Origin of the sequence: Enterobacter cloacae complex sp. 382A5 (genome assembly GCF_050031095.1) — a bacterium.
In the GTDB taxonomy this organism is placed as follows: Bacteria; Pseudomonadota; Gammaproteobacteria; order Enterobacterales; family Enterobacteriaceae; genus Enterobacter; species Enterobacter cloacae.
The window spans coordinates 952,335-970,789 of sequence record NZ_JBLGVK010000001.1; the positions used below are offsets into that span (position 1 = coordinate 952,335).

14 protein-coding genes are annotated in these 18,455 nt (G+C 56.3%); 8 read left to right on the forward strand and 6 right to left on the reverse strand.

All coding sequences use genetic code 11. The features are described 5' to 3' along the window. Positions 1–27: 27 nt before the first annotated feature. The 3 genes from ACQG2G_RS04495 to ACQG2G_RS04505 form a co-directional block, all read right to left on the reverse strand. On the reverse strand, positions 28–1,137 hold the full coding sequence (locus ACQG2G_RS04495) for an AI-2E family transporter (RefSeq protein WP_061772244.1): 1,110 nt from the start codon (positions 1,135–1,137) through the stop codon (positions 28–30). Positions 1,138–1,255: 118 nt separating this feature from the next. Beyond that, the gene (locus ACQG2G_RS04500; protein ID WP_061772243.1) at positions 1,256–2,437 is read right to left on the reverse strand and encodes an amidohydrolase; all 1,182 of its coding nucleotides are present in this window, start codon (positions 2,435–2,437) and stop codon (positions 1,256–1,258) included. Positions 2,438–2,448: 11 nt separating this feature from the next. Next, complete coding sequence (locus ACQG2G_RS04505; protein ID WP_094085015.1) at positions 2,449–3,636, reverse strand: MFS transporter; 1,188 nt, start codon at positions 3,634–3,636, stop codon at positions 2,449–2,451. A gap of 127 nt (positions 3,637–3,763) precedes the next feature. On the opposite strand from ACQG2G_RS04505, the gene ACQG2G_RS04510 reads away from it, so the two are divergent. The 3 genes from ACQG2G_RS04510 (at position 3,764) to mmuM (ending at position 7,229) form a co-directional block, all read left to right on the forward strand. Beyond that, positions 3,764–4,672, forward strand: a complete 909-nt coding sequence (locus ACQG2G_RS04510; protein ID WP_013095771.1) for a LysR substrate-binding domain-containing protein — start codon at positions 3,764–3,766, stop codon at positions 4,670–4,672. Positions 4,673–4,909: 237 nt separating this feature from the next. Next, complete coding sequence (gene mmuP, locus ACQG2G_RS04515; RefSeq protein WP_013095772.1) at positions 4,910–6,310, forward strand: S-methylmethionine permease; 1,401 nt, start codon at positions 4,910–4,912, stop codon at positions 6,308–6,310. Continuing rightward, entirely contained in the window at positions 6,297–7,229 is a 933-nt protein-coding gene (mmuM, locus tag ACQG2G_RS04520; protein WP_061772124.1) for a homocysteine S-methyltransferase, read from the forward strand. Before mmuP ends, mmuM begins: the two co-directional genes overlap by 14 nt. A 79-nt stretch (positions 7,230–7,308) precedes the next feature. On the opposite strand, the gene ACQG2G_RS04525 is transcribed toward mmuM, so the two are convergent. Continuing rightward, a complete protein-coding gene (locus ACQG2G_RS04525) occupies positions 7,309–8,631 on the reverse strand; it encodes an IS4 family transposase (protein ID WP_020686790.1) in 1,323 nt (440 codons plus the stop codon). Positions 8,632–8,832: 201 nt separating this feature from the next. On the opposite strand from ACQG2G_RS04525, the gene tauA reads away from it, so the two are divergent. The 4 genes from tauA to tauD are packed head-to-tail and all read left to right on the forward strand — an operon-like array spanning position 8,833 to position 12,242. Continuing rightward, on the forward strand, positions 8,833–9,795 hold the full coding sequence (gene tauA / locus ACQG2G_RS04530) for a taurine ABC transporter substrate-binding protein (RefSeq protein WP_038982878.1): 963 nt from the start codon (positions 8,833–8,835) through the stop codon (positions 9,793–9,795). 10 nt (positions 9,796–9,805) lie between these two features. Further along, positions 9,806–10,573 carry a taurine ABC transporter ATP-binding subunit gene (tauB, locus tag ACQG2G_RS04535; protein WP_047023482.1) on the forward strand — a complete coding sequence of 256 codons (768 nt, stop codon included), beginning with the start codon at positions 9,806–9,808 and terminating at the stop codon, positions 10,571–10,573. After that, a complete protein-coding gene (gene tauC / locus ACQG2G_RS04540) occupies positions 10,570–11,397 on the forward strand; it encodes a taurine ABC transporter permease TauC (RefSeq protein WP_020686348.1) in 828 nt (275 codons plus the stop codon). The genes tauB and tauC overlap by 4 nt, the downstream gene beginning before the upstream one ends. Continuing rightward, positions 11,394–12,242 carry a taurine dioxygenase gene (gene tauD, locus ACQG2G_RS04545; RefSeq protein ID WP_013095796.1) on the forward strand — a complete coding sequence of 283 codons (849 nt, stop codon included), beginning with the start codon at positions 11,394–11,396 and terminating at the stop codon, positions 12,240–12,242. Before tauC ends, tauD begins: the two co-directional genes overlap by 4 nt. Before the next feature lie 105 nt (positions 12,243–12,347). Here tauD and ACQG2G_RS04550 read toward each other — a convergent pair whose 3' ends face one another. Together ACQG2G_RS04550 and hemB are read right to left on the reverse strand one after the other, a co-directional pair. Next, positions 12,348–14,048 (reverse strand): lysophospholipid acyltransferase family protein, encoded by a 1,701-nt coding sequence (locus ACQG2G_RS04550; RefSeq protein WP_061771751.1) that lies wholly within the window; start codon positions 14,046–14,048, stop codon positions 12,348–12,350. A gap of 127 nt (positions 14,049–14,175) precedes the next feature. Next, on the reverse strand, positions 14,176–15,150 hold the full coding sequence (gene hemB / locus ACQG2G_RS04555; RefSeq protein ID WP_061771752.1) for a porphobilinogen synthase: 975 nt from the start codon (positions 15,148–15,150) through the stop codon (positions 14,176–14,178). Positions 15,151–15,601: 451 nt separating this feature from the next. Here hemB and ACQG2G_RS04560 point away from each other — a divergent pair, with 451 nt between their 5' ends. Continuing rightward, positions 15,602–18,376, forward strand: coding sequence for an autotransporter outer membrane beta-barrel domain-containing protein (locus ACQG2G_RS04560; protein ID WP_094085016.1), 2,775 nt, complete (start codon positions 15,602–15,604; stop codon positions 18,374–18,376). The last annotated feature ends 79 nt before the right edge of the window (positions 18,377–18,455 follow it).

Genomic DNA, 18,455 nt, shown 5'->3' on the forward strand with positions numbered 1-18,455 from the left:
TGCGGCCGCCTTTCGGAATGTCTGCTTTCAGAGATCCCGAGGGTTTCTTCCCTCTTCGATAAAGTCTGCGTCCAGCTCCTCGGCATTGCCTTCGTGATCGCGACCGGAGAAGAGATTCCAGCAGGCGATAAACAGCGCGGCAATCAGCGGGCCAATGACAAAGCCGTTAATGCCGTACAGCTCCATACCACCGAGCGTGGTGATCAAAATCAGGTAGTCCGGCATTTTGGTGTCTTTGCCGACCAGCAGCGGGCGCAGGATATTGTCCACCAGCCCGACGATAATCACGAAGAAGCCGACAATGAACAGCCCCTGCCAGATCTGATGCGTCGCGAAGAGGAAAATGGCGGCCGGAACCCAGACAATCGCCGACCCCACCGCAGGCACCAGGGAGAGGAAGGCCATCAGCGCTCCCCAGAGGATACTGCCGTCGATACCGGCAATGGCAAACGCAATCCCGCCGAGCGTGCCCTGAACCACCGCGACAACCGCCGTGCCTTTTACCGTCGCCCGCGAGACGCCGACAAACTTGGCGAACAGGTGCTGCTTGGCGAAATCGGACAGAGGCAAAGAGTCGAGGATCTGGCGCACCAGGAACGGCCCATCTTTCAGCAAGAAGAACAGCAGATACAGCATGATGCCGAAGCTAATGGCAAAGCCGAATGTCCCTTTGCCGATCAGAAACGCGCTGCCCGCCAGATACTGCCCGCCCTGCAGGGCGACATCGGAGAGTTTTTTCTGGATCTGCGCGGCGTTGGTCAGGTTGTGATCCGCGAGGAAACCGCTGGCCCAGTCCGGCAGATGGTTAAAGATGCTCGCCACCACCTCCGGGAACTGGGTGTTGTTCTCCTGCAGTTTGGTGTACACCACGTTCAGCTCAATGGCGAGCGAGGAGAAGATCACCATCAACGGGATAAAGACAATCAGGCAGATAATGCCGATGGTCAGCAGCGAGGCCAGCCCGTTGCGATCTCCCAGTGCGGCGCGCAGCTTGTTTTTTACCGGGTTAAAGATAACGGTCAGAATGGCGGCCCACAGAATGGCGGAGAAGTAGGGCGATAGCACGTCGAAAAACGCCCACGTCACGAGGGCGAGAATAAAGATAAAGAAACCTTTGGTCAGTCCGTTAAAGCGCATCAGTCAGTCCTGGTTACTAAGAAACTGTGACGACTATAGAACTGATTGACGGATTTACCAACCATTGCGCCGGGGGGCGCAGGCGACGCGCCGCCGGGCAATGTCAGGATGGGAGGGGTCAAATCTCCTCAAACAGCGGGCTCACCAGCGCAACGTGCGTTTTCACGCCCACCGCCAGCGCAGCCTCGTCGATGCGAAAGTGTGGATTGTGGACGTTCCAGACCGCGCCTTTTTCCTCGTTGCCGCAGCCGATGAACAGAAACGTTCCCGGGACTTTCTCCTGATACGAGGAGAAATCCTCGCTGCCAAACAGGGCCCGATCGGCAAGCTGCAGCGTTCCTTCTTCGAAGTGCGCTGCAATCGCCGCTTTGGCGATGGCATTGGTGCCGGCATGGTTGTTGCCAACGGCGTAACCCTGCTGCCAGCGGATCTCACAGCGCGCGCCGTGGGCACTGACGACGCCCTCGACAATACGCTGCACCAGCTGCGGTACCTGCTCGCGTACCTGCTGATTATGAGTACGCACCGTTCCGGCCAGGCGGGCGCTGTCCGGAATCACGTTATAGCTGTCACCGGCCTGGAAGGTCGCGATGGTCAGCACCGGGGCGTTAATCGGGTCGAGATTACGCGCCACCACGTTTTGCAGCGCGGTGACAACTTCAGCGCCGATTACCACCGGGTCGATGCAGAACTGCGGCATTGAGCCATGTCCGCCCCGGCCGAAGATCGTGATATCAAAATTATCGCTGGAGGCGACATACACCCCTTCTTTCAGCGTAATGTTACCGGTAGGACTGGTCGGGAAAACGTGCAGACCGAAGATCTTCTCGACATCGTCAACCACGCCTTTCTCCACCAGTTCGCGCGCGCCGCCCGGCGGCACTTCTTCGGCAGGCTGGAAGATAAACTTGATGCTGCCGCACAGCTGGCTGCGCAGGTGGCAAAGCACTTTCGCCGCGCCCATCAGCATGGCGGTGTGGGCATCGTGACCGCAGGCGTGCATTACGCCGGGTTTGGTTGAGCTGAATGCTTCACCGCTCTCTTCCTGCAGCGGCAGGGCGTCGATATCAGCACGCAGTGCCCACATCGGGCCGGGTTTTTCACCCTGTAATACCGCCACCACGCTGTTCTCCAGCGGGCGGCTAATCGTCAGCTCCGGCAGATTCGCCAGTTCACGGGCGATAAAATCTGCGGTCGGCTTTTCCTGAAATGAGAGATCCGGGTTGGCATGAATATGCCTGCGCCAGCGGATCACCTCGTCGTGAACGTCGCGGATAAGGTTTTCAGTGCTACTTTTCATGACAGTCTCCTTCAGTCAGTCACCGGCAGTGAGGGCGCAGGTTTTTTTATCAATGGCACTATCGCCACGCCCGCGCACACCATTGCCAGTGACAAGAAAATAAATGCGCTTTCATAACTGTGGCTTTTTCCAACGAGATAGCCAATAACAACCGGTGAAACGAAGCCCCCCAGCGTCCCTCCGGTGTTTATCAGCCCGATGGCCGAGCCCATGATGTTCTCCGGCAGGCGTTTCATTGGCAGGGTAAACGCGGTCACAAAGGTGGCCATCAGGAAGATCTCCCCCACGAACAGCAGGACGCTGGCACTCACCGCCGTGGCGGTGTGGAAGATGCCGAGAATGGCAGCAGCGCTCACCAGTGCGCAGATCAAAATCACCTGTGGCTCGCGGTGGTGGAAGTATTTTCCGACCAGCCAGCCGGTGCACAACGACGAAAGCCAGATCCCCGCGCCGCCAGCCGCCACGATATAACCGGACACCTCAATCGGCATGCCCATGCTCTGGACAAAGAACTTAGGCAGCCAGGCCAACAGGCCATAGCTTGGGATATTGATGCAAAACACCGAGAAAAACAGCAGCAGCACCGTGGGGTTACGCCACAGCGCCTCGCGTTGCCCATGCGCGGCCTGGCGTGGCGCGGGTTTCTGATACGGCACGCGCAAGGCGATCAGCAGGGCGATGGCACAGGCAACGATCCCTAATGCCACAAAGGAGGCGTGCCAGCCCAGGTGTTCCAGCGCCGAGACGGCCACAATCGGCCCGACGGTCATCGCCAGCCCGGCGGAGGAGAGCAGGACCGACTGGGCGAAGGTGCGTTTTTCCAGCGTAAAATTGCTGACCACCGCTTTCGCGCAGGAGCAGGGATAGCCGGAATGCCCCACGCCGGAGAGAAAGCGAAACACCAGCAGCAGGCCAACGCTCATACCCAGCGCGCCAAAGCAGAGGGCGAAGATCCCCAGCGCACACAGAGAAAGGATCAGCATGGTTTTGTAGCCGATTCGGTCGTTTAGCCAGCCAGCAGGCACCTGAAAGAGAGAGTAGGCGAGAAAGAAGATCCCGGTGATATAGCCCAGCTGCGCGGTGGTAAGCCCGAACTCTTTTTCGATCGGCAGCAGGGCAAAACCCATTACGGTTTTATCGATGTAGACCACGACATAGCCGATAAAAAGTAAAAAAATCATCTGTGACTGGCTTTTCATTGTGTTTTCCGCCTGACGTCAGAGTGTGATGAGAATTGTTGTGTGCACTCTGAATCTAGGGGTTTACCAGACAGGCGGGAAGATATAATTTTGCTATAGGTGATGCTTTTTTGTTATAGGGCGAGCGATGAAATATCTGCCAAAACTCGGCCATCTTCAGGCCTTTCGTCAGGTGGCGCGCAGCGGCAGTATCCGTTCGGCCGCACGGGAACTGGGCGTTTCGCAGCCCGGTTTAAGCCGTACATTGCGTGAGCTTGAGCAAACTTTAGGCACCCAACTTTTATTGCGCAGCAAAGAGGGGATTGCCCTTACCGAGGCGGGAATGGCGTTTTCCCAACGGGCGGAGTGGGTGCTTGAAGAGCTGCGGCGTGCGGCGGATGAAGTGGAGCAGATTAACCATTTTACTCACGGGCGTCTGACGGTGGGGTTCTCTTCGCTTATTGCGCTGACCGTCTTTCCTGATGTGGCCGAGGCGTTCAAGAAAACGCTGCCCCAGGTCTTGCTGACGGTGAAGGAGGGGCAGCTCTCCTCGCTCCTGCCTGGCGTACGAAACGGTGAAATAGATATGGCTATCGGCTCGGTGGATCCGATGGCGCCGCCGGAAGGGGTGATGATCGAACCGCTGTTTACCTCGCCATTTTGCATCATCGCGCGCAAGGGGCACCCACTGGCAGAAGCCCGCGATCTGATGGCGCTGCGTCAGGCTAAATGGCTACTGCCGGAGTCATCCATGGGCTACTACCAGCAGCTACAAAATGAGCTCAGCCATTTTTATCGACAGGTGGATATCACCCCGCTGCGCACCGATTCCGTCATCACGGGGCTGAATATGGTGCTTAACGCGGACTATCTGACGGTGGTCGCGCGGGCAATGTGTCAGCCGCTGCAGCTTGATGACAAGCTGGTGGCGTTGCCCATCACCCAACTGCCGTCGGCGCAGTATTGCGCGGTGTGGTCGCAAAAGTCGGCGATGACCACCAACGCGCGTCAGTTTTTGATTCGCCTGCGCGAAGCATGCAGAGGGTTTAGCTGGTAGCGGACAGATACGACTTTTGTCTGAGCCAGAATCACAGCCGTCCGCGCCATGCTGTAAGTATCTGCTTGCGGAGGTGCTTATGGCCTGGCGTCCGATTCTGTATGTGATCCTCACAACCCATCCCCGACTCAGTGCGCGACGCGCCCGGTTGCGTCTGGTCGTCTAGCTTTTTTATGTTAATCGCGGTATAACACACCTTCTTTGGATGTTTAGATGTCCATACGTATAGAAGGTAATATGCAAACACAACAAGAAAATGGGCAGCTAAAGCGCACCATGAAAACACGCCATCTGATTATGCTCTCGCTGGGTGGCGTGATTGGCACAGGGTTATTCTTTAATACCGGATATATCATTTCGACAACCGGGGCAGCAGGCACGCTGCTGGCCTATCTCATTGGCGCACTGGTGGTCTGGCTGGTGATGCAGTGTCTGGGCGAACTGTCGGTGGCGATGCCGGAAACCGGTGCGTTTCACGTCTATGCCGCTCGTTACCTCGGCCCGGCGACAGGCTATACCGTGGCGTGGCTGTACTGGCTCACCTGGACGGTGGCGCTAGGGTCGAGCTTTACCGCCGCCGGGTTCTGTATGCAGTACTGGTTCCCACAGGTGCCCGTCTGGGTATGGTGCGTGGTCTTCTGCGTGGTGATTTTTGGCCTTAACGTCATCTCCACGCGTTTCTTTGCCGAGGGCGAATTCTGGTTCTCGCTGGTGAAAGTTATCACCATCATCGCTTTTATTATTCTTGGCGGCGCGGCGATCTTTGGCTTTATTCCGATGCAGGACGGTTCGCCTGCGCCGGGTCTGAGCAACATTACCGCTGAAGGCTGGTTCCCGCATGGCGGCCTGCCGATCCTGATGACCATGGTGGCGGTGAACTTTGCCTTCTCCGGCACCGAGCTTATCGGCATTGCGGCGGGCGAAACGGAAAACCCGCATAAGGTTATTCCGGTGGCGATCCGTGCGACCATTGCCCGGTTGATCATCTTCTTTATCGGCACCGTGTTTGTGCTGGCGGCGCTGATCCCGATGCAGCAGGCCGGGGTGGAAAAGAGCCCGTTTGTGCTGGTGTTTGAAAAAGTCGGGATCCCGTATGCGGCAGATATCTTTAACTTTGTGATTTTGACCGCGATCCTCTCGGCGGCAAACTCTGGCTTGTACGCCTCAGGGCGCATGCTGTGGTCGCTTTCTAACGAGAAAACGCTGCCGCGCTGCTTTGCCCGCGTCAATAAAAACGGCGTGCCGCTGACGGCGCTCTCCGTTTCCATGCTCGGTGGCGTGCTGGCGCTCTTCTCAAGCGTGGTTGCGCCGGACACGGTGTTTGTGGCGCTGTCGGCCATTTCTGGATTTGCGGTGGTGGCGGTGTGGATCAGCATCTGCGCGTCGCACTTTGTCTTCCGCCGTCGTCATCTGCAGTCCGGACAGCCGCTGTCTGCTCTGCACTATCGCGCGCCGTGGTATCCGCTGGTGCCGGTGCTCGGGTTTATCCTCTGCGTGGTGGCATGTATCGGCCTGTGGTTTGATCCGAGCCAGCGCATTGCCCTTTATTGTGGCCTGCCGTTCGTCGCCCTGTGTTATGGTGCCTACTACCTGACCCGAAACCTGACATCGCAGGAGCCTGAACATGTCGCAGAATAATCCGCTTACCGCCCTCCTTGAAAAGCAGCCGTTTGTGGTGCTGGATGGCGCAATGGCAACTGAACTGGAAGCGCGTGGGTGCAACCTTGCAGACAACCTCTGGTCTGCCAAAGTATTGATGGAAAACCCTGAGCTTATCCGTGAAGTCCACCTCGACTACTACCGCGCGGGTGCGCAGGTGGCGATCACCGCCAGCTATCAGGCCACGCCTGCGGGCTTTGCGGCGCGCGGTCTGGACGAGGCGCAGTCCCGCACGTTGGTCGGCAAAAGCGTGGAACTGGCGCGTAAGGCGCGTGAAGCGTATCTGGCGGAAAATCCGCATGCGGGCACGCTGCTGGTGGCGGGGTCCGTTGGGCCGTATGGCGCCTATCTGGCGGATGGCTCTGAGTATCGCGGTGATTATGTGCGTCGCGCCGAAGAGTTTACCGCATTTCATCGTCCGCGCATTGAGGCGTTGCTGGATGCGGGGGCGGATCTGCTGGCTTGCGAAACGCTGCCCTCCTTTGAGGAGATCAAGGCGCTGGCAGCACTTGTGGCTGAGTATCCCCGCGCCCGGGCATGGTTCTCGTTTACCCTGCGCGACAGCGAGCACCTGAGCGACGGGACACCGCTGCGGGAAGTTGTCGCGGCCCTGAAAGATAATTCGCAGGTCGTGGCGCTGGGCATCAACTGTATCGCGCTGGAAAACACCACCGCGGCGCTGAAACACCTGCACAGCCTGACGACACTGCCGCTGGTGGTCTATCCGAACTCGGGCGAGCATTATGATGCGGTGACCAAAACCTGGCACCATCACGGTGAAGCGTGCGAGACCCTGGCGGGGTATTTGCCCCAGTGGCTGGAGGCCGGTGCCAGATTAATCGGTGGATGCTGTCGCACCACGCCGAAAGATATTGCTGAGCTTAACGCGCAGCGCTGATGCCCTCACCCTGACCCTCTCCCACAGGGAGAGGGAAAAAAACAACCGCACAAAACCAACTATCCTTTCCTAATGCTGGTCACTTAAGGTGATCAGCATTTTTTCTTGCCGGATATTTCTGGGCTTTTATTCTCACTTCCCGGGGGTAACTTCGCTCTCTTCTTCCCGGTAATACTAGCCACTTTGCTTTCTCATACAGCGTTCTTAACTCACCCGGCATCTTACCCGGTGAGGCCCATGGCAGCGTTATCAGAAGCCTGGTTATTTCACTTATTGTGCCGCTAAAGCTCAACTGGTAAGGCAGATAATCGCCCTTCAGTTCAAACGCCATCCTTACCATCTGGTATCTCACCAGGTTGTAAGTCAGCAGTACCCCCCATAACTCCTGTCGCACCAGTTCTGGCAACTTACTGCGTAACGTCCAGCGGCTGTCCATCATTCCCTGCTTCGCTTCCCGGTAACCCAGTTCAATTTCCCACCTGTGACGATATAACTCGCTGATATCATTGCCAGGGTAGCGATTCTGGTCTGTCAGGGATGTCAGAACCTGTTTTTCTTTTCCGTCAACCGTTCGGGTCAGCAGTCTTGCGGTGAACCGCCCCGGGAGTGCTGGCCACTGTTTCCGGGCCTGTGGGCTGGTTTTCAGTTCAACAAGCTCGTCGCCACGTCCCAGCTTACGCACAACTTCATATTGTGTGTTTTTTTTCAGTGGCAGCAGCCAGTGCCGGTTTTCTCCGGACATCTGCCAGTGATGAAGCAGTCCCGGAGAGTAAAATCCTTTATCGAATAAAGTGATACTCTCATCCGGCGTTCTTTCTGCCAGCTGCGCTGCCAGTCGCATTTCGCTGACGTTCTCGCTGTCAAAGGCGCTGGCGTTGATCAGATGGCTGCTCAGCTCCATCAGACAAACCATCCTGACCTGCGGATAGCCACCGGTACCATTTCGCCCTGCGGGTCTGCTGAAGGCCGCGCTGTTTTCCGGCGTGTCTGCCGTACGCCAGACAACACCGTCCACAGCAAACAGATTCAGTCCGTGCCATTTCGGATGGGCCGCCTGCTGGTTCCAGTACCGCTGTGTAATGTCGAACAGTTCCCGCACAGCATCTTCCCCGAGCGTTTTTCGGCGCTGAATAACTGAGCTGCGGGCGGTGAAAGGCTCACCGGTCCTGTCAGTGATATCCATCAGATTCACGATCTCGGTCATAGGGCGATTGCAGAAAATGGACATGCCAACGACCAGCCAAATCATGGATTCAAGAGGAAGTTTGCGTTTGCGGAGTGTGACAGTATCAGTCAACGTTAACGCTTTCTGAATGAATTCAGTGGGAATGAGGTCCGAGAGGCTACGGGCGTGCTCAGGGGAGGTAACGTTGATAATGCCGAGGGCTTGTGAAAGTTCCATTTAAAAAAGGGTCCATGATGAACATGAACCCTTTTTACACCAGCCACCGGATCGGTCAACCGATCCTTAAACGATCGGCATTACTATCCTTTCCCGCTTTTTTTCTAAAAACGAATCGTTATTAGCGATTCTTTTTAATTCCTTTATCAAAATTCCCGCGCCGGAAATACTGCCCTCATAACAACAAGGGGAGCAGACAGGATGGCAATTACATCGCGAATTACATTACTCGGCGCGCTGGCGCTGTGGGCATTTCAGGCGCAGGCGGTGGACGTCACCGTTGCGTATCAAACCTCCGCAGAGCCTGCGAAAGTCGCGCAGGCGGATAACACCTTTGCCAAAGAGAGCGGCGCAAACGTCGACTGGCGTAAGTTCGACAGCGGGGCGGCCGTGGTGCGTGCGCTTGCGTCCGGCGACGTGCAGATTGGTAATATCGGCTCCAGCCCGCTGGCGGTAGCGGCCAGCCAGCAGGTGCCGATTGAAGTTTTCCTCCTCGCTTCACAGCTGGGTAACTCCGAAGCGCTGGTGGTGAAGAAAAACATCACCAAACCGGAAGACCTGATCGGCAAGCGCATCGCCGTGCCGTTCATTTCGACCACTCACTACAGCCTGCTGGCGGCGCTGAAACACTGGGGCATCAAGCCAGGCCAGGTGCAAATCATTAATCTGCAGCCACCGGCGATTATTGCGGCCTGGCAGCGCGGCGATATTGATGGCGCATACGTCTGGGCACCGGCCGTCAATGAGCTGGAAAAAGACGGCACCGTGCTGACCGACTCCGAAAAAGTGGGCCAGTGGGGCTCGCCAACGCTCGACGTGTGGGTGGTGCGCAAAGATTTTGCCGAGAAACATCCTGAGGTCGTGAAGGCCTTTGCCAAAAGCGCCATCGACGCTCAGCAGCCCTATATCAGCAACCCGGATGCATGGCTGAAGCAGCCTGCCAATCTCGAAAAACTGTCCCGTCTGAGCGGCGTGCCGCAAGCGGACGTTCCGGGGCTGGTGAAAGGTAATACCTATCTCACGCCTGCCCAGCAGGTACAACAGCTGACCGGGCCGGTAAACAAAGCGATTGTCGATACCGCCACGTTCCTGAAAGAGCAGGGCAAAGTGCCGGCGGTGGCGGCGGACTACAGCCAGTACGTGACCGATCGCTTTGTGAAATAAGGGGGCTGCGATGCTGAATATTACAAATCTGTCTGCTGATTACGGTGGCAAACCGGCCCTGGAGAACATCAACCTGACGCTGGACAGCGGTGAGCTGCTGGTTGTGCTTGGCCCGTCCGGGTGCGGGAAAACCACGCTGCTGAATCTGATTGCCGGGTTTGTGCCATATCAGCATGGCTCCATTCAACTGGAAGGGAAAAAAGTGGAAGGCCCGGGTGCTGAGCGCGGGGTCGTCTTTCAGAACGAAGGTCTGCTTCCCTGGCGCAACGTGCAGGAAAACGTGGCGTTTGGGTTGCAACTGGCGGGTGTAAGCCGCGAGCAACGGCTGGCAACAGCACGGGACATGCTCAAAAAGGTCGGTCTTGAAGGGGCTGAAAAACGGTTTATCTGGCAGCTTTCCGGCGGACAGCGTCAGCGGGTTGGAATTGCCCGCGCGCTGGCGGCCAATCCGCAGCTTTTGCTGTTGGATGAGCCGTTCGGGGCGCTGGATGCCTTTACCCGCGAGCAGATGCAAACCCTGCTTTTACGCCTGTGGCATGAAACGGGTAAACAGGTGCTGCTGATCACCCACGATATCGAAGAGGCGGTGTTTATGGCGACCGAGCTGGTGCTGTTGTCCCCTGGCCCGGGGCGCGTGCTGGAGCGGCTGCCGCTTGAGTTTGCCCGTCGCTATGTCGCGGGGGAGCCGGTGCGCAGCATCAAATCCGATCCGCGGTTTATTGAACAGCGTGAATACGTCTTAAGCCGTGTGTTTGAACAACGGGAGGCCTTCTCATGAGCATCGTCTTCAGCGAGAAAACGCGACGCGCGCGCCCGGCATTACGCTGGCCTTTTTCGCGCCAGATAACACTCAGTGTCGGCACGCTGCTGGTGCTGCTGGCGGTGTGGTGGCTGGTTGCCGCGCAGGCATGGATCAGCCCACTGTTTCTGCCGCCGCCGGGGCAGGTGCTGGCAAAACTCATCACCATTGCCGGGCCGCAGGGCTTTATGGACGCTACGCTCTGGCAGCACTTAGGGGCAAGCCTGGCGCGCATTCTGGTGGCGCTACTGGCGGCGGTGATAATCGGCATTCCGGTCGGGATCGCGATGGGCTTAAGCCCGACGGTGCGCGGGATCCTCGATCCGCTGATTGAGCTTTACCGTCCGGTGCCGCCGCTGGCCTATCTGCCGCTGATGGTGATCTGGTTCGGCATCGGTGAAACGTCAAAAATCCTGCTGATTTATCTGGCGATTTTCGCCCCGGTTGCCATGTCGGCTCTGGCGGGTGTCAAAAGCGCTCAGCAGGTGCGGATCCGCGCGGCGCAATCGCTGGGAGCCAGCCGGACACAGGTGCTGCTGTTTGTGATTTTACCGGGCGCACTGCCGGAGATTTTAACCGGATTACGCATTGGCCTTGGCGTGGGCTGGTCAACGCTGGTGGCGGCAGAGCTGATCGCCGCCACCCGAGGGTTAGGGTTTATGGTGCAGTCGGCGGGGGAGTTTCTGGCGACTGACGTGGTACTGGCCGGGATTGCGGTTATCGCCGTGATCGCCTTTGGATTAGAACTGGGGCTGCGCGCGCTGCAGCGTCGTCTGACGCCCTGGCATGGAGAAATACAATGAGTGAACGTCTGACCATTACCCCGCTGGGGCCATATATTGGTGCGCAGGTGTCGGGCCTGGATGTGACCCGTCCGCTGAGCGATAACCAGTTTGAGCAGCTTTATCATGCGGTGCTGCGCCATCAGGTGGTATTCCTGCGCGAACAGGCAATCACCCCGCAGCAGCAGCGCGCCCTGGCACTGCGCTTTGGCGATCTGCATATCCATCCGGTTTATCCGCATGCGGAAGGGGTTGAAGAGATTATTGTGCTCGACACGCATAACGATAACCCGCCGGACAACGACAACTGGCACACGGATGTGACGTTTATCGAGACGCCACCTGCAGGGGCGATTCTTTCGGCGAAGCTGCTGCCGGAGACGGGCGGCGATACGCTGTGGGCCAGCGGCATTGCGGCCTTTGAGGCGCTATCCGCACCCTTCCGTACCCTGCTGAGCGGCCTGCGGGCGGAGCATGACTTCAAAAAATCGTTCCAGGAGTACAAGTATCGCAAAACAGAAGCGGAGCATCAGCGCTGGCAGGAGGCGGTTGCGAAACATCCGCCGCTGCTGCATCCGGTCGTGCGCACCCATCCGGTAACCGGCAAGCAGGCGCTGTTTGTGAATGAGGGATTCACGACGCGGATTGTGGACGTGACGGAAAAAGAGAGCGAGGCGCTGTTACGTTTCCTGTTTGCGCATATCACCAAACCGGAGTTTCAGGTGCGCTGGCGCTGGCAGGAGAACGATCTGGCGATCTGGGATAACCGCGTGACGCAGCACTATGCGAATGCGGATTATCTGCCACAGCGTCGGATTATGCAGCGGGCGACAATTTTGGGGGATAAGCCGTTTTACCGTCCTTGAACCATCGCTCCCGTAGGCCGGGTAAGGCGTAGCCGCCACCCGGCAAATGTGCACCGTTCTTGCCGGGTGGCGCTGCGCTTACCCGGCCTACAAAAAACCGCACAGTTAAAGGTGCGCCTCAATATACCGCTGATAGCGGTTTGCCTTGAGGTAGCACAAGTCCACCAGCACCAGCCCGTCGATGCAGTTGTTGAACGCCGGGTCGCTGCCAAAATCGATAAACTGCACGCCGCCGGGTTCACACAGCTCGGAATACTGTTTGTAGAGCGGTGGAATACCGCACCCCAGATTACCGAGCAGGGATTTCAGCTTCGTCAGGTCATCCACGTAATCGACCCCGCCAAACTGTGCCAGCACGTCTGGCAGGGAGGCCGGATAAGGCTGACGTGACGCGGCTAAGGGATGTGTCGCCGGGAACCAGAGGCGGTAAAACGCCACCAGCAGATCCCGTGCGGCAGGCGGTAAGCCACCGGAAATCGAGACCGGGCCAAAGAGGTAGCGGTAGTGCGGATAACGCGCCAGATAGGCACCAATACCGGACCACAGATAGTCCAGACCGCGACGACCCCAGTAGCGCGGTTGAATAAAGCTGCGCCCCAGTTCAATACCGTGTTCCAGCACGTCCTGCATTTTATCGTCGTAGTGGAACAGACTGTAGCTATAAAGCCCTTCCAGACCGCGTTGCTCGACCTGTCTGGCAGTGGGCATAAAGCGATAGGCGCCGACGATCTCCAGATCGTCTTCATCCCACAGGATCAGATGCAGATAGTCATCGTCGTAACTGTCGGTGTCCCGACGTTTACCGCTCCCTTCCTCCACGGCGCGAAACGCGATCTCGCGCAGGCGTCCCAGCTCGCGCAGCAGGGGAGCCTCTTCCTGTCCGTTGCGTTGCCACAGATAAATAGTTTTGCCATCGCTGGTTTTGCCCAGACATTCAGCCTGGGCCAGCTCGCGCTTCAGCGTGGCCCGGTCTTCCGGACGGGCAATGGCGCATTGGGTTTTAAAGACGCCAGGCACTCCCTTGCCAAGATGTATCACGTGCTGACGGCACTGCTCGGCCATCTCACGCGATGAAAGGGTTGTGCTATACCAGTGATGCCAGGCTATCTGCTGGCCGATCTTTATCGGTAGCTGGCTGTGGCGGCGGCGGAACATCTGCTGCATCAGCAAGAGCATCGATACGGTGGGGGACACCAGCGTGCTGGCATAAAAGAGCAGGCTGTTGTGTGCCTGAATATGCACCGGCAGCAGCGGTACGCGCAGCTTACTGGCGAGTTTAATAAAGCCGGGGTGCCATTTTTTATCGCGGATCCCTTTGCGCGTAGGACGGGACACTTCTCCCGCCGGGAAGAAGATCAGCACCCCTGCGTTTTGCAGATGCTGTTCCATCTGCATCAGGGACGATTTGGCCGTTCTGCCGCCCATATTGTCCACCGGAATAAACAGCGAGCTAAGCGGTTCAAGGTGGGTCAGCATCCGGTTAGTGACGACTTTCACATCGCGCCGTACACGGGAAACGGCATACATCAGCGCCAGCCCGTCCAGCGTTCCGGTTGGGTGGTTGGCAATAATGACCAGCGGGCCATGTTCAGGGATTTGTTCGAGATCGCGGGCGGAAACGGTGCAGAGTATATCGAGGTGCTCCAGAACCTGCTCCACCATATCCAGGCCTTTCAGATGGCGGTGTGTCGCGGCAAATTGCTGGAATTCTTCTTCGTAGAACAGTCTTTTTAACAGACTTTTTTGCCAGGGTGCAGGCCTCGCCTGAGGCCAAAGGTCGTCGAGAACGCTATCGAGACTAAACATGGTTACTCCTCCTGCCGTCTTGCTCAGACAGTAGAAGGGAGAGATGTCGGTTGTATTGCAGTTTGGTGAATATTAGCGCAGATAGGAGGCCGGGTAAGGCGAAGCCGCCACCCGGCGCTAAAGCGGATTAACGCAGAATGTTCTTCTCGGCCAGATCCAGCGCAAAGTAGCTGAAGATCAGATCCGCGCCAGCACGTTTGATCGCGCCCAGGCTTTCCAGGATCACTTTCTCTTCGTCGATCGCACCCGCCTGCGCGGCGAATTTGATCATCGCGTACTCGCCGCTCACCTGATATGCACCCAGCGGCAGCTCGGTGCGCTCGCGAATGTCGCGCAGGATATCCAGATACGCGCCAGCCGGTTTCACCATCAGGCAATCTGCGCCCTGGGCTTCATCCAGCAGCGATTCACGGATGGCTTCACGGCGGTTCAGCGGGTTCATCTGATAGGTTTTGCGATCGCCCTTCAGCGCTGTACCGGCCGCTTCACGGAACGGACCGTAGAACGAAGAGGCAAACTTGGTGGAGTAGGACATGATGGCGGTATCGGTGAATCCGGCCGCATCAAGCGCCTGGCGGATCGCCTGAACCTGCCCGTCCATGGCAGCGGAAGGTGCGATGAAATCCGCACCGGCTGCTGCAGCTACCACCGCCTGCTTGCCGAGATTCAGCAAAGTGGCGTCGTTATCGACACCGTGATCGCACAGCACACCGCAGTGGCCATGAGAGGTATATTCACAGAAACAGGTGTCTGACATGACGATCATTTCCGGCACGGTCTCTTTGCAGATCCGCGACATCCGGGCGACCAGACCGTCCTCTTTCCAGGCATCGCTGCCGGTAGCGTCAGTGTGGTGGGAGATGCCAAAGGTCATCACCGAGCGGATCCCCGCGTTGGCGATACGTTCGATCTCACGCGCCAGATATTTTTCCGGAATGCGCATCACGCCTGGCATGGCGTCGATGGCTTTGTAGTCATCGATCTCTTCTTCAACAAAAATCGGCAACACCAGATCGTTTAAGGTCAGTGTTGTCTCTTCAAACATAGCGCGCAGTGCAGGTGACTTGCGCAGACGACGGGGACGAGCAATTAAATCGGTCATGATATGCCTGACGTTTGTGGAACAAAGAAGGCTAGTGTACATGAAAGTGGGGGAGAGGGTTTTACGAAATCAGGCTTTTTGTTAATGCGAAATGGGGTTTGCGATGTTTCACATGGTCAATATATATAACCAACGTCAGCCTGTTTTTCACACGCTCGAGATATTGGTGCGATTTCTAAATTGAAGTAAATATATCATTAATAATGATCTATTATTCTTTATTATATTTTCTATATTTATGTCAGATGATTTTAATTCGCTGTTTTTATAGTGTTTATTTATAATTTTTAATGTCGTTGCATTTTTTTCATGTTATTAGTCTGGATACGGACTTAATGGAATCATTCATTGAACCTTTTCGAAATGAAAATGCATAATTCCCTCCGCAATACAATGTTGCCAAATGATTTGATGGACAAACTTGCTTACGTCCCTGAGGAGGGATGACCCAATGCAAACATGGAAAAAGAAACTGGTTGTATCACAACTTGCATTAGCCTGCACCCTGGCTATCGCTTCTCAGGCCAATGCGAAAGATATTTCTGGTACCACATATAATACCTTCGGATATGATAATACAGCATCAACACCCTGGTATTATGGCTACGCTGACTGGGATTACTCGGATGTCACCCACGACGGTGATATTTATCCGGTGATTAATAAGTCAACGGTGAACGGTGTTATTTCGACGTACTACCTTGACGATGGTGTCAATGGAAGAGCGAATGCGCTGAGCATTTCTAACAGCACCATTAATGGCATGATCACCTCAAAGTGCATGACCACCACGTGTGCTGATGGGGTTGATACGGACGGCACGACCCATACGCAGTACGATCGTTTTAGCCTGACCGTCGATCACTCCACCATTAACGATACCTATGAGCATTATGCGTATGATGTTCTGAATGGTGACAACACCGAAACCCACTATCTGGATACCTATGGACTGGGTAATGCGATTACGCTGGATGTGGAATCGGATATTGTTATCCAGAACAACTCCCACGTTGCAGGTATCACGCTGACTCAGGGTTACCATGAGCTGGACAATACCCCGTATGACGGCGTTGAAGGCGTTGCGGATAGCAGTAATGTCTTTACTAACACCCTGGTGGTCAAAGACTCTGTTTTGACCTCCGGCGCATACAGCGATCTCGGTACCAGCGGGTTCTATGGTCAAACCGCGAAGCCGAGCGACTACGGTGAAACCAACGCGACCGGCGCAGATGACGCGGCACTGATCGTCGCGGCCAGCGCGTCTGACAACGCCATGCAAACCACCGCCACCTTCGATCACTCTACCGTTACCGGCGATATCCTGTTCTCCAGCACCTTCGACAATAACTTCTACGAGAATGGCGACCCGGCAACCGATACCACCGAAGACGGTGTGTATAACCCAACCACCAACGGCTGGGATGGTACCGATAAGCTGGATGTCACACTGACCAACGGCAGCAAATGGGTTGGCGCAGCACAATCCAGCGTTGAAGCGATCGGCACCGCGCAGATGTATGGTGAGGGTTACAGCAGCGTTGACTGGAGAACCTTGTCGCCAAACAGCATCTGGCCTGATTCCACCTACGACACCAACGGTCACGTTGCAGGTGAAGAGGTATACCAGAGCGGTCTGTTCAACGTCACCCTGAACAACGGTTCAGAGTGGGATACCCGCAAACTGTCTAACATCGACACGCTGGCAGTGAATAACCAGTCGCAGGTCAATGTTGAAAACTCTGGCCTGCTGGCGGATTCCATCACCCTGACCAACGCCTCTACCCTGAATATTGGCGACAGCGGTGCAGTGGCGACAGACAGCCTGTATCTGGACAGCTATAGCCGTGCCGCGCTGACGGAAGAAACGGCTGAACTGTATGCCAACACCATCACCGTCGACAACGGTGCGGAACTGGCACTGGGCCTGGGTCAGGTGGACACGCACAACATGGTGCTGACCGATGGCGGTGTGCTGAACGTTGCCAGCCGTGACTACGTGCTGAACGGCGATCTGAACAACGCCCGCTTTATCACCAACGACAAGAGCAAAGCAGATTACGACTATGGCGTCGTGGCGCTTAACTCAGACGGTCATCTGGCGGTGAACGGTGATGTGGCAGGTAACTACACCGTGCGTATCGACGATGCGACCGGCGCCGGTTCTGTTGCTGATTATAAAAACAAAGAGATCATCCGCGTTTATGACAATAACGCAGACACTGCGGCCCGCTTTACGGCAGCAAACAAAGCCGATTTAGGTGCCTATACCTACCAGGCGCAGCAGAAGGGTGACACGGTTGTTCTGCAGCAGAAAGCGCTGACTGACTACGCCAATATGGCGCTGAGCATTCCGTCAGCGAATACCAATATCTGGGATCTGCAGCAGGATACCGTTGGAACCCGTCTGACTAACAGCCGTCACGGTCTGGCCGATAACGGCGGGGCGTGGGTGAGCTACTTCGGCGGCAACTTTGACGCTGACAATGGCGTTATCAGCTACGATCAGGACGTAAGCGGGATTATGGTTGGTCTGGATACGCAGATTGACGGTAACAACGCGAAGTGGATCGTTGGTGGCGCGGCAGGTTTCGCGAAGGGTGATATCAGCGATCGTACCGGTCAGGTTGATCAGGATAGCCAGACGGCGATGATCTATGCCTCTGCGAAGTTTGCCAACGATGTCTTCCTCGACAGCTCCCTGAGCTACACCCGCTTCAATAACGATCTCTCCGCGACCATGAGTAACGGTCAGTACGTGGACGGTAATACCACGACAGATGCGGTTGGTTTCGGTATGAAACTGGGTTATGACTGGAAACCAAACCTGTCCGGCTACGTCACGCCTTATGCGGCAGTGTCTGGGCTGTTCCAGTCGGGTGACGACTACCGCTTGAGCAACGACATGCGAATTGATGGCCAGTCTTACGACAGCCTGCGCTATGAACTCGGTGTCGATGCAGGGTATACCTTCAACTACGGCGGCGATCAGGCTCTGACGCCATACGTCAAACTGGCGTATGTGTATGACGATGCTGATAACAATGCGAACGTGAATGGCGACAGCATTGATAACGGCGTTGAAGGCTCTGCGGTGCGTGTGGGTCTGGGCACACAGTTCAGCTTCACCAAAAACTTCAGTGCATACACGGATGCCACTTACCTGGGCGGCGGTGACGTTGACCAGAACTGGGGCGCCAATTTGGGTGTGAAATATACCTGGTAAAGTATAAAAGCGGGGGAATATATCCCCCGCTTTGTCATCTAAAAAAAATAATATTGAACCGACAAATACGGATGTCCAG

Coding starts and splice junctions, on each gene's coding strand:
- ACQG2G_RS04495 (WP_061772244.1), bottom strand. CDS start 1,137: ATGCGCTTTAACGGACTGACCAAAGGTTTCTTTATCTTTATTCTCGCC.
- ACQG2G_RS04500 (WP_061772243.1), bottom strand. CDS start 2,437: ATGAAAAGTAGCACTGAAAACCTTATCCGCGACGTTCACGACGAGGTG.
- ACQG2G_RS04505 (WP_094085015.1), bottom strand. CDS start 3,636: ATGAAAAGCCAGTCACAGATGATTTTTTTACTTTTTATCGGCTATGTC.
- ACQG2G_RS04510 (WP_013095771.1), top strand. CDS start 3,764: ATGAAATATCTGCCAAAACTCGGCCATCTTCAGGCCTTTCGTCAGGTG.
- mmuP (WP_013095772.1), top strand. CDS start 4,910: ATGCAAACACAACAAGAAAATGGGCAGCTAAAGCGCACCATGAAAACA.
- mmuM (WP_061772124.1), top strand. CDS start 6,297: ATGTCGCAGAATAATCCGCTTACCGCCCTCCTTGAAAAGCAGCCGTTT.
- ACQG2G_RS04525 (WP_020686790.1), bottom strand. CDS start 8,631: ATGGAACTTTCACAAGCCCTCGGCATTATCAACGTTACCTCCCCTGAG.
- tauA (WP_038982878.1), top strand. CDS start 8,833: ATGGCAATTACATCGCGAATTACATTACTCGGCGCGCTGGCGCTGTGG.
- tauB (WP_047023482.1), top strand. CDS start 9,806: ATGCTGAATATTACAAATCTGTCTGCTGATTACGGTGGCAAACCGGCC.
- tauC (WP_020686348.1), top strand. CDS start 10,570: ATGAGCATCGTCTTCAGCGAGAAAACGCGACGCGCGCGCCCGGCATTA.
- tauD (WP_013095796.1), top strand. CDS start 11,394: ATGAGTGAACGTCTGACCATTACCCCGCTGGGGCCATATATTGGTGCG.
- ACQG2G_RS04550 (WP_061771751.1), bottom strand. CDS start 14,048: ATGTTTAGTCTCGATAGCGTTCTCGACGACCTTTGGCCTCAGGCGAGG.
- hemB (WP_061771752.1), bottom strand. CDS start 15,150: ATGACCGATTTAATTGCTCGTCCCCGTCGTCTGCGCAAGTCACCTGCA.
- ACQG2G_RS04560 (WP_094085016.1), top strand. CDS start 15,602: ATGCAAACATGGAAAAAGAAACTGGTTGTATCACAACTTGCATTAGCC.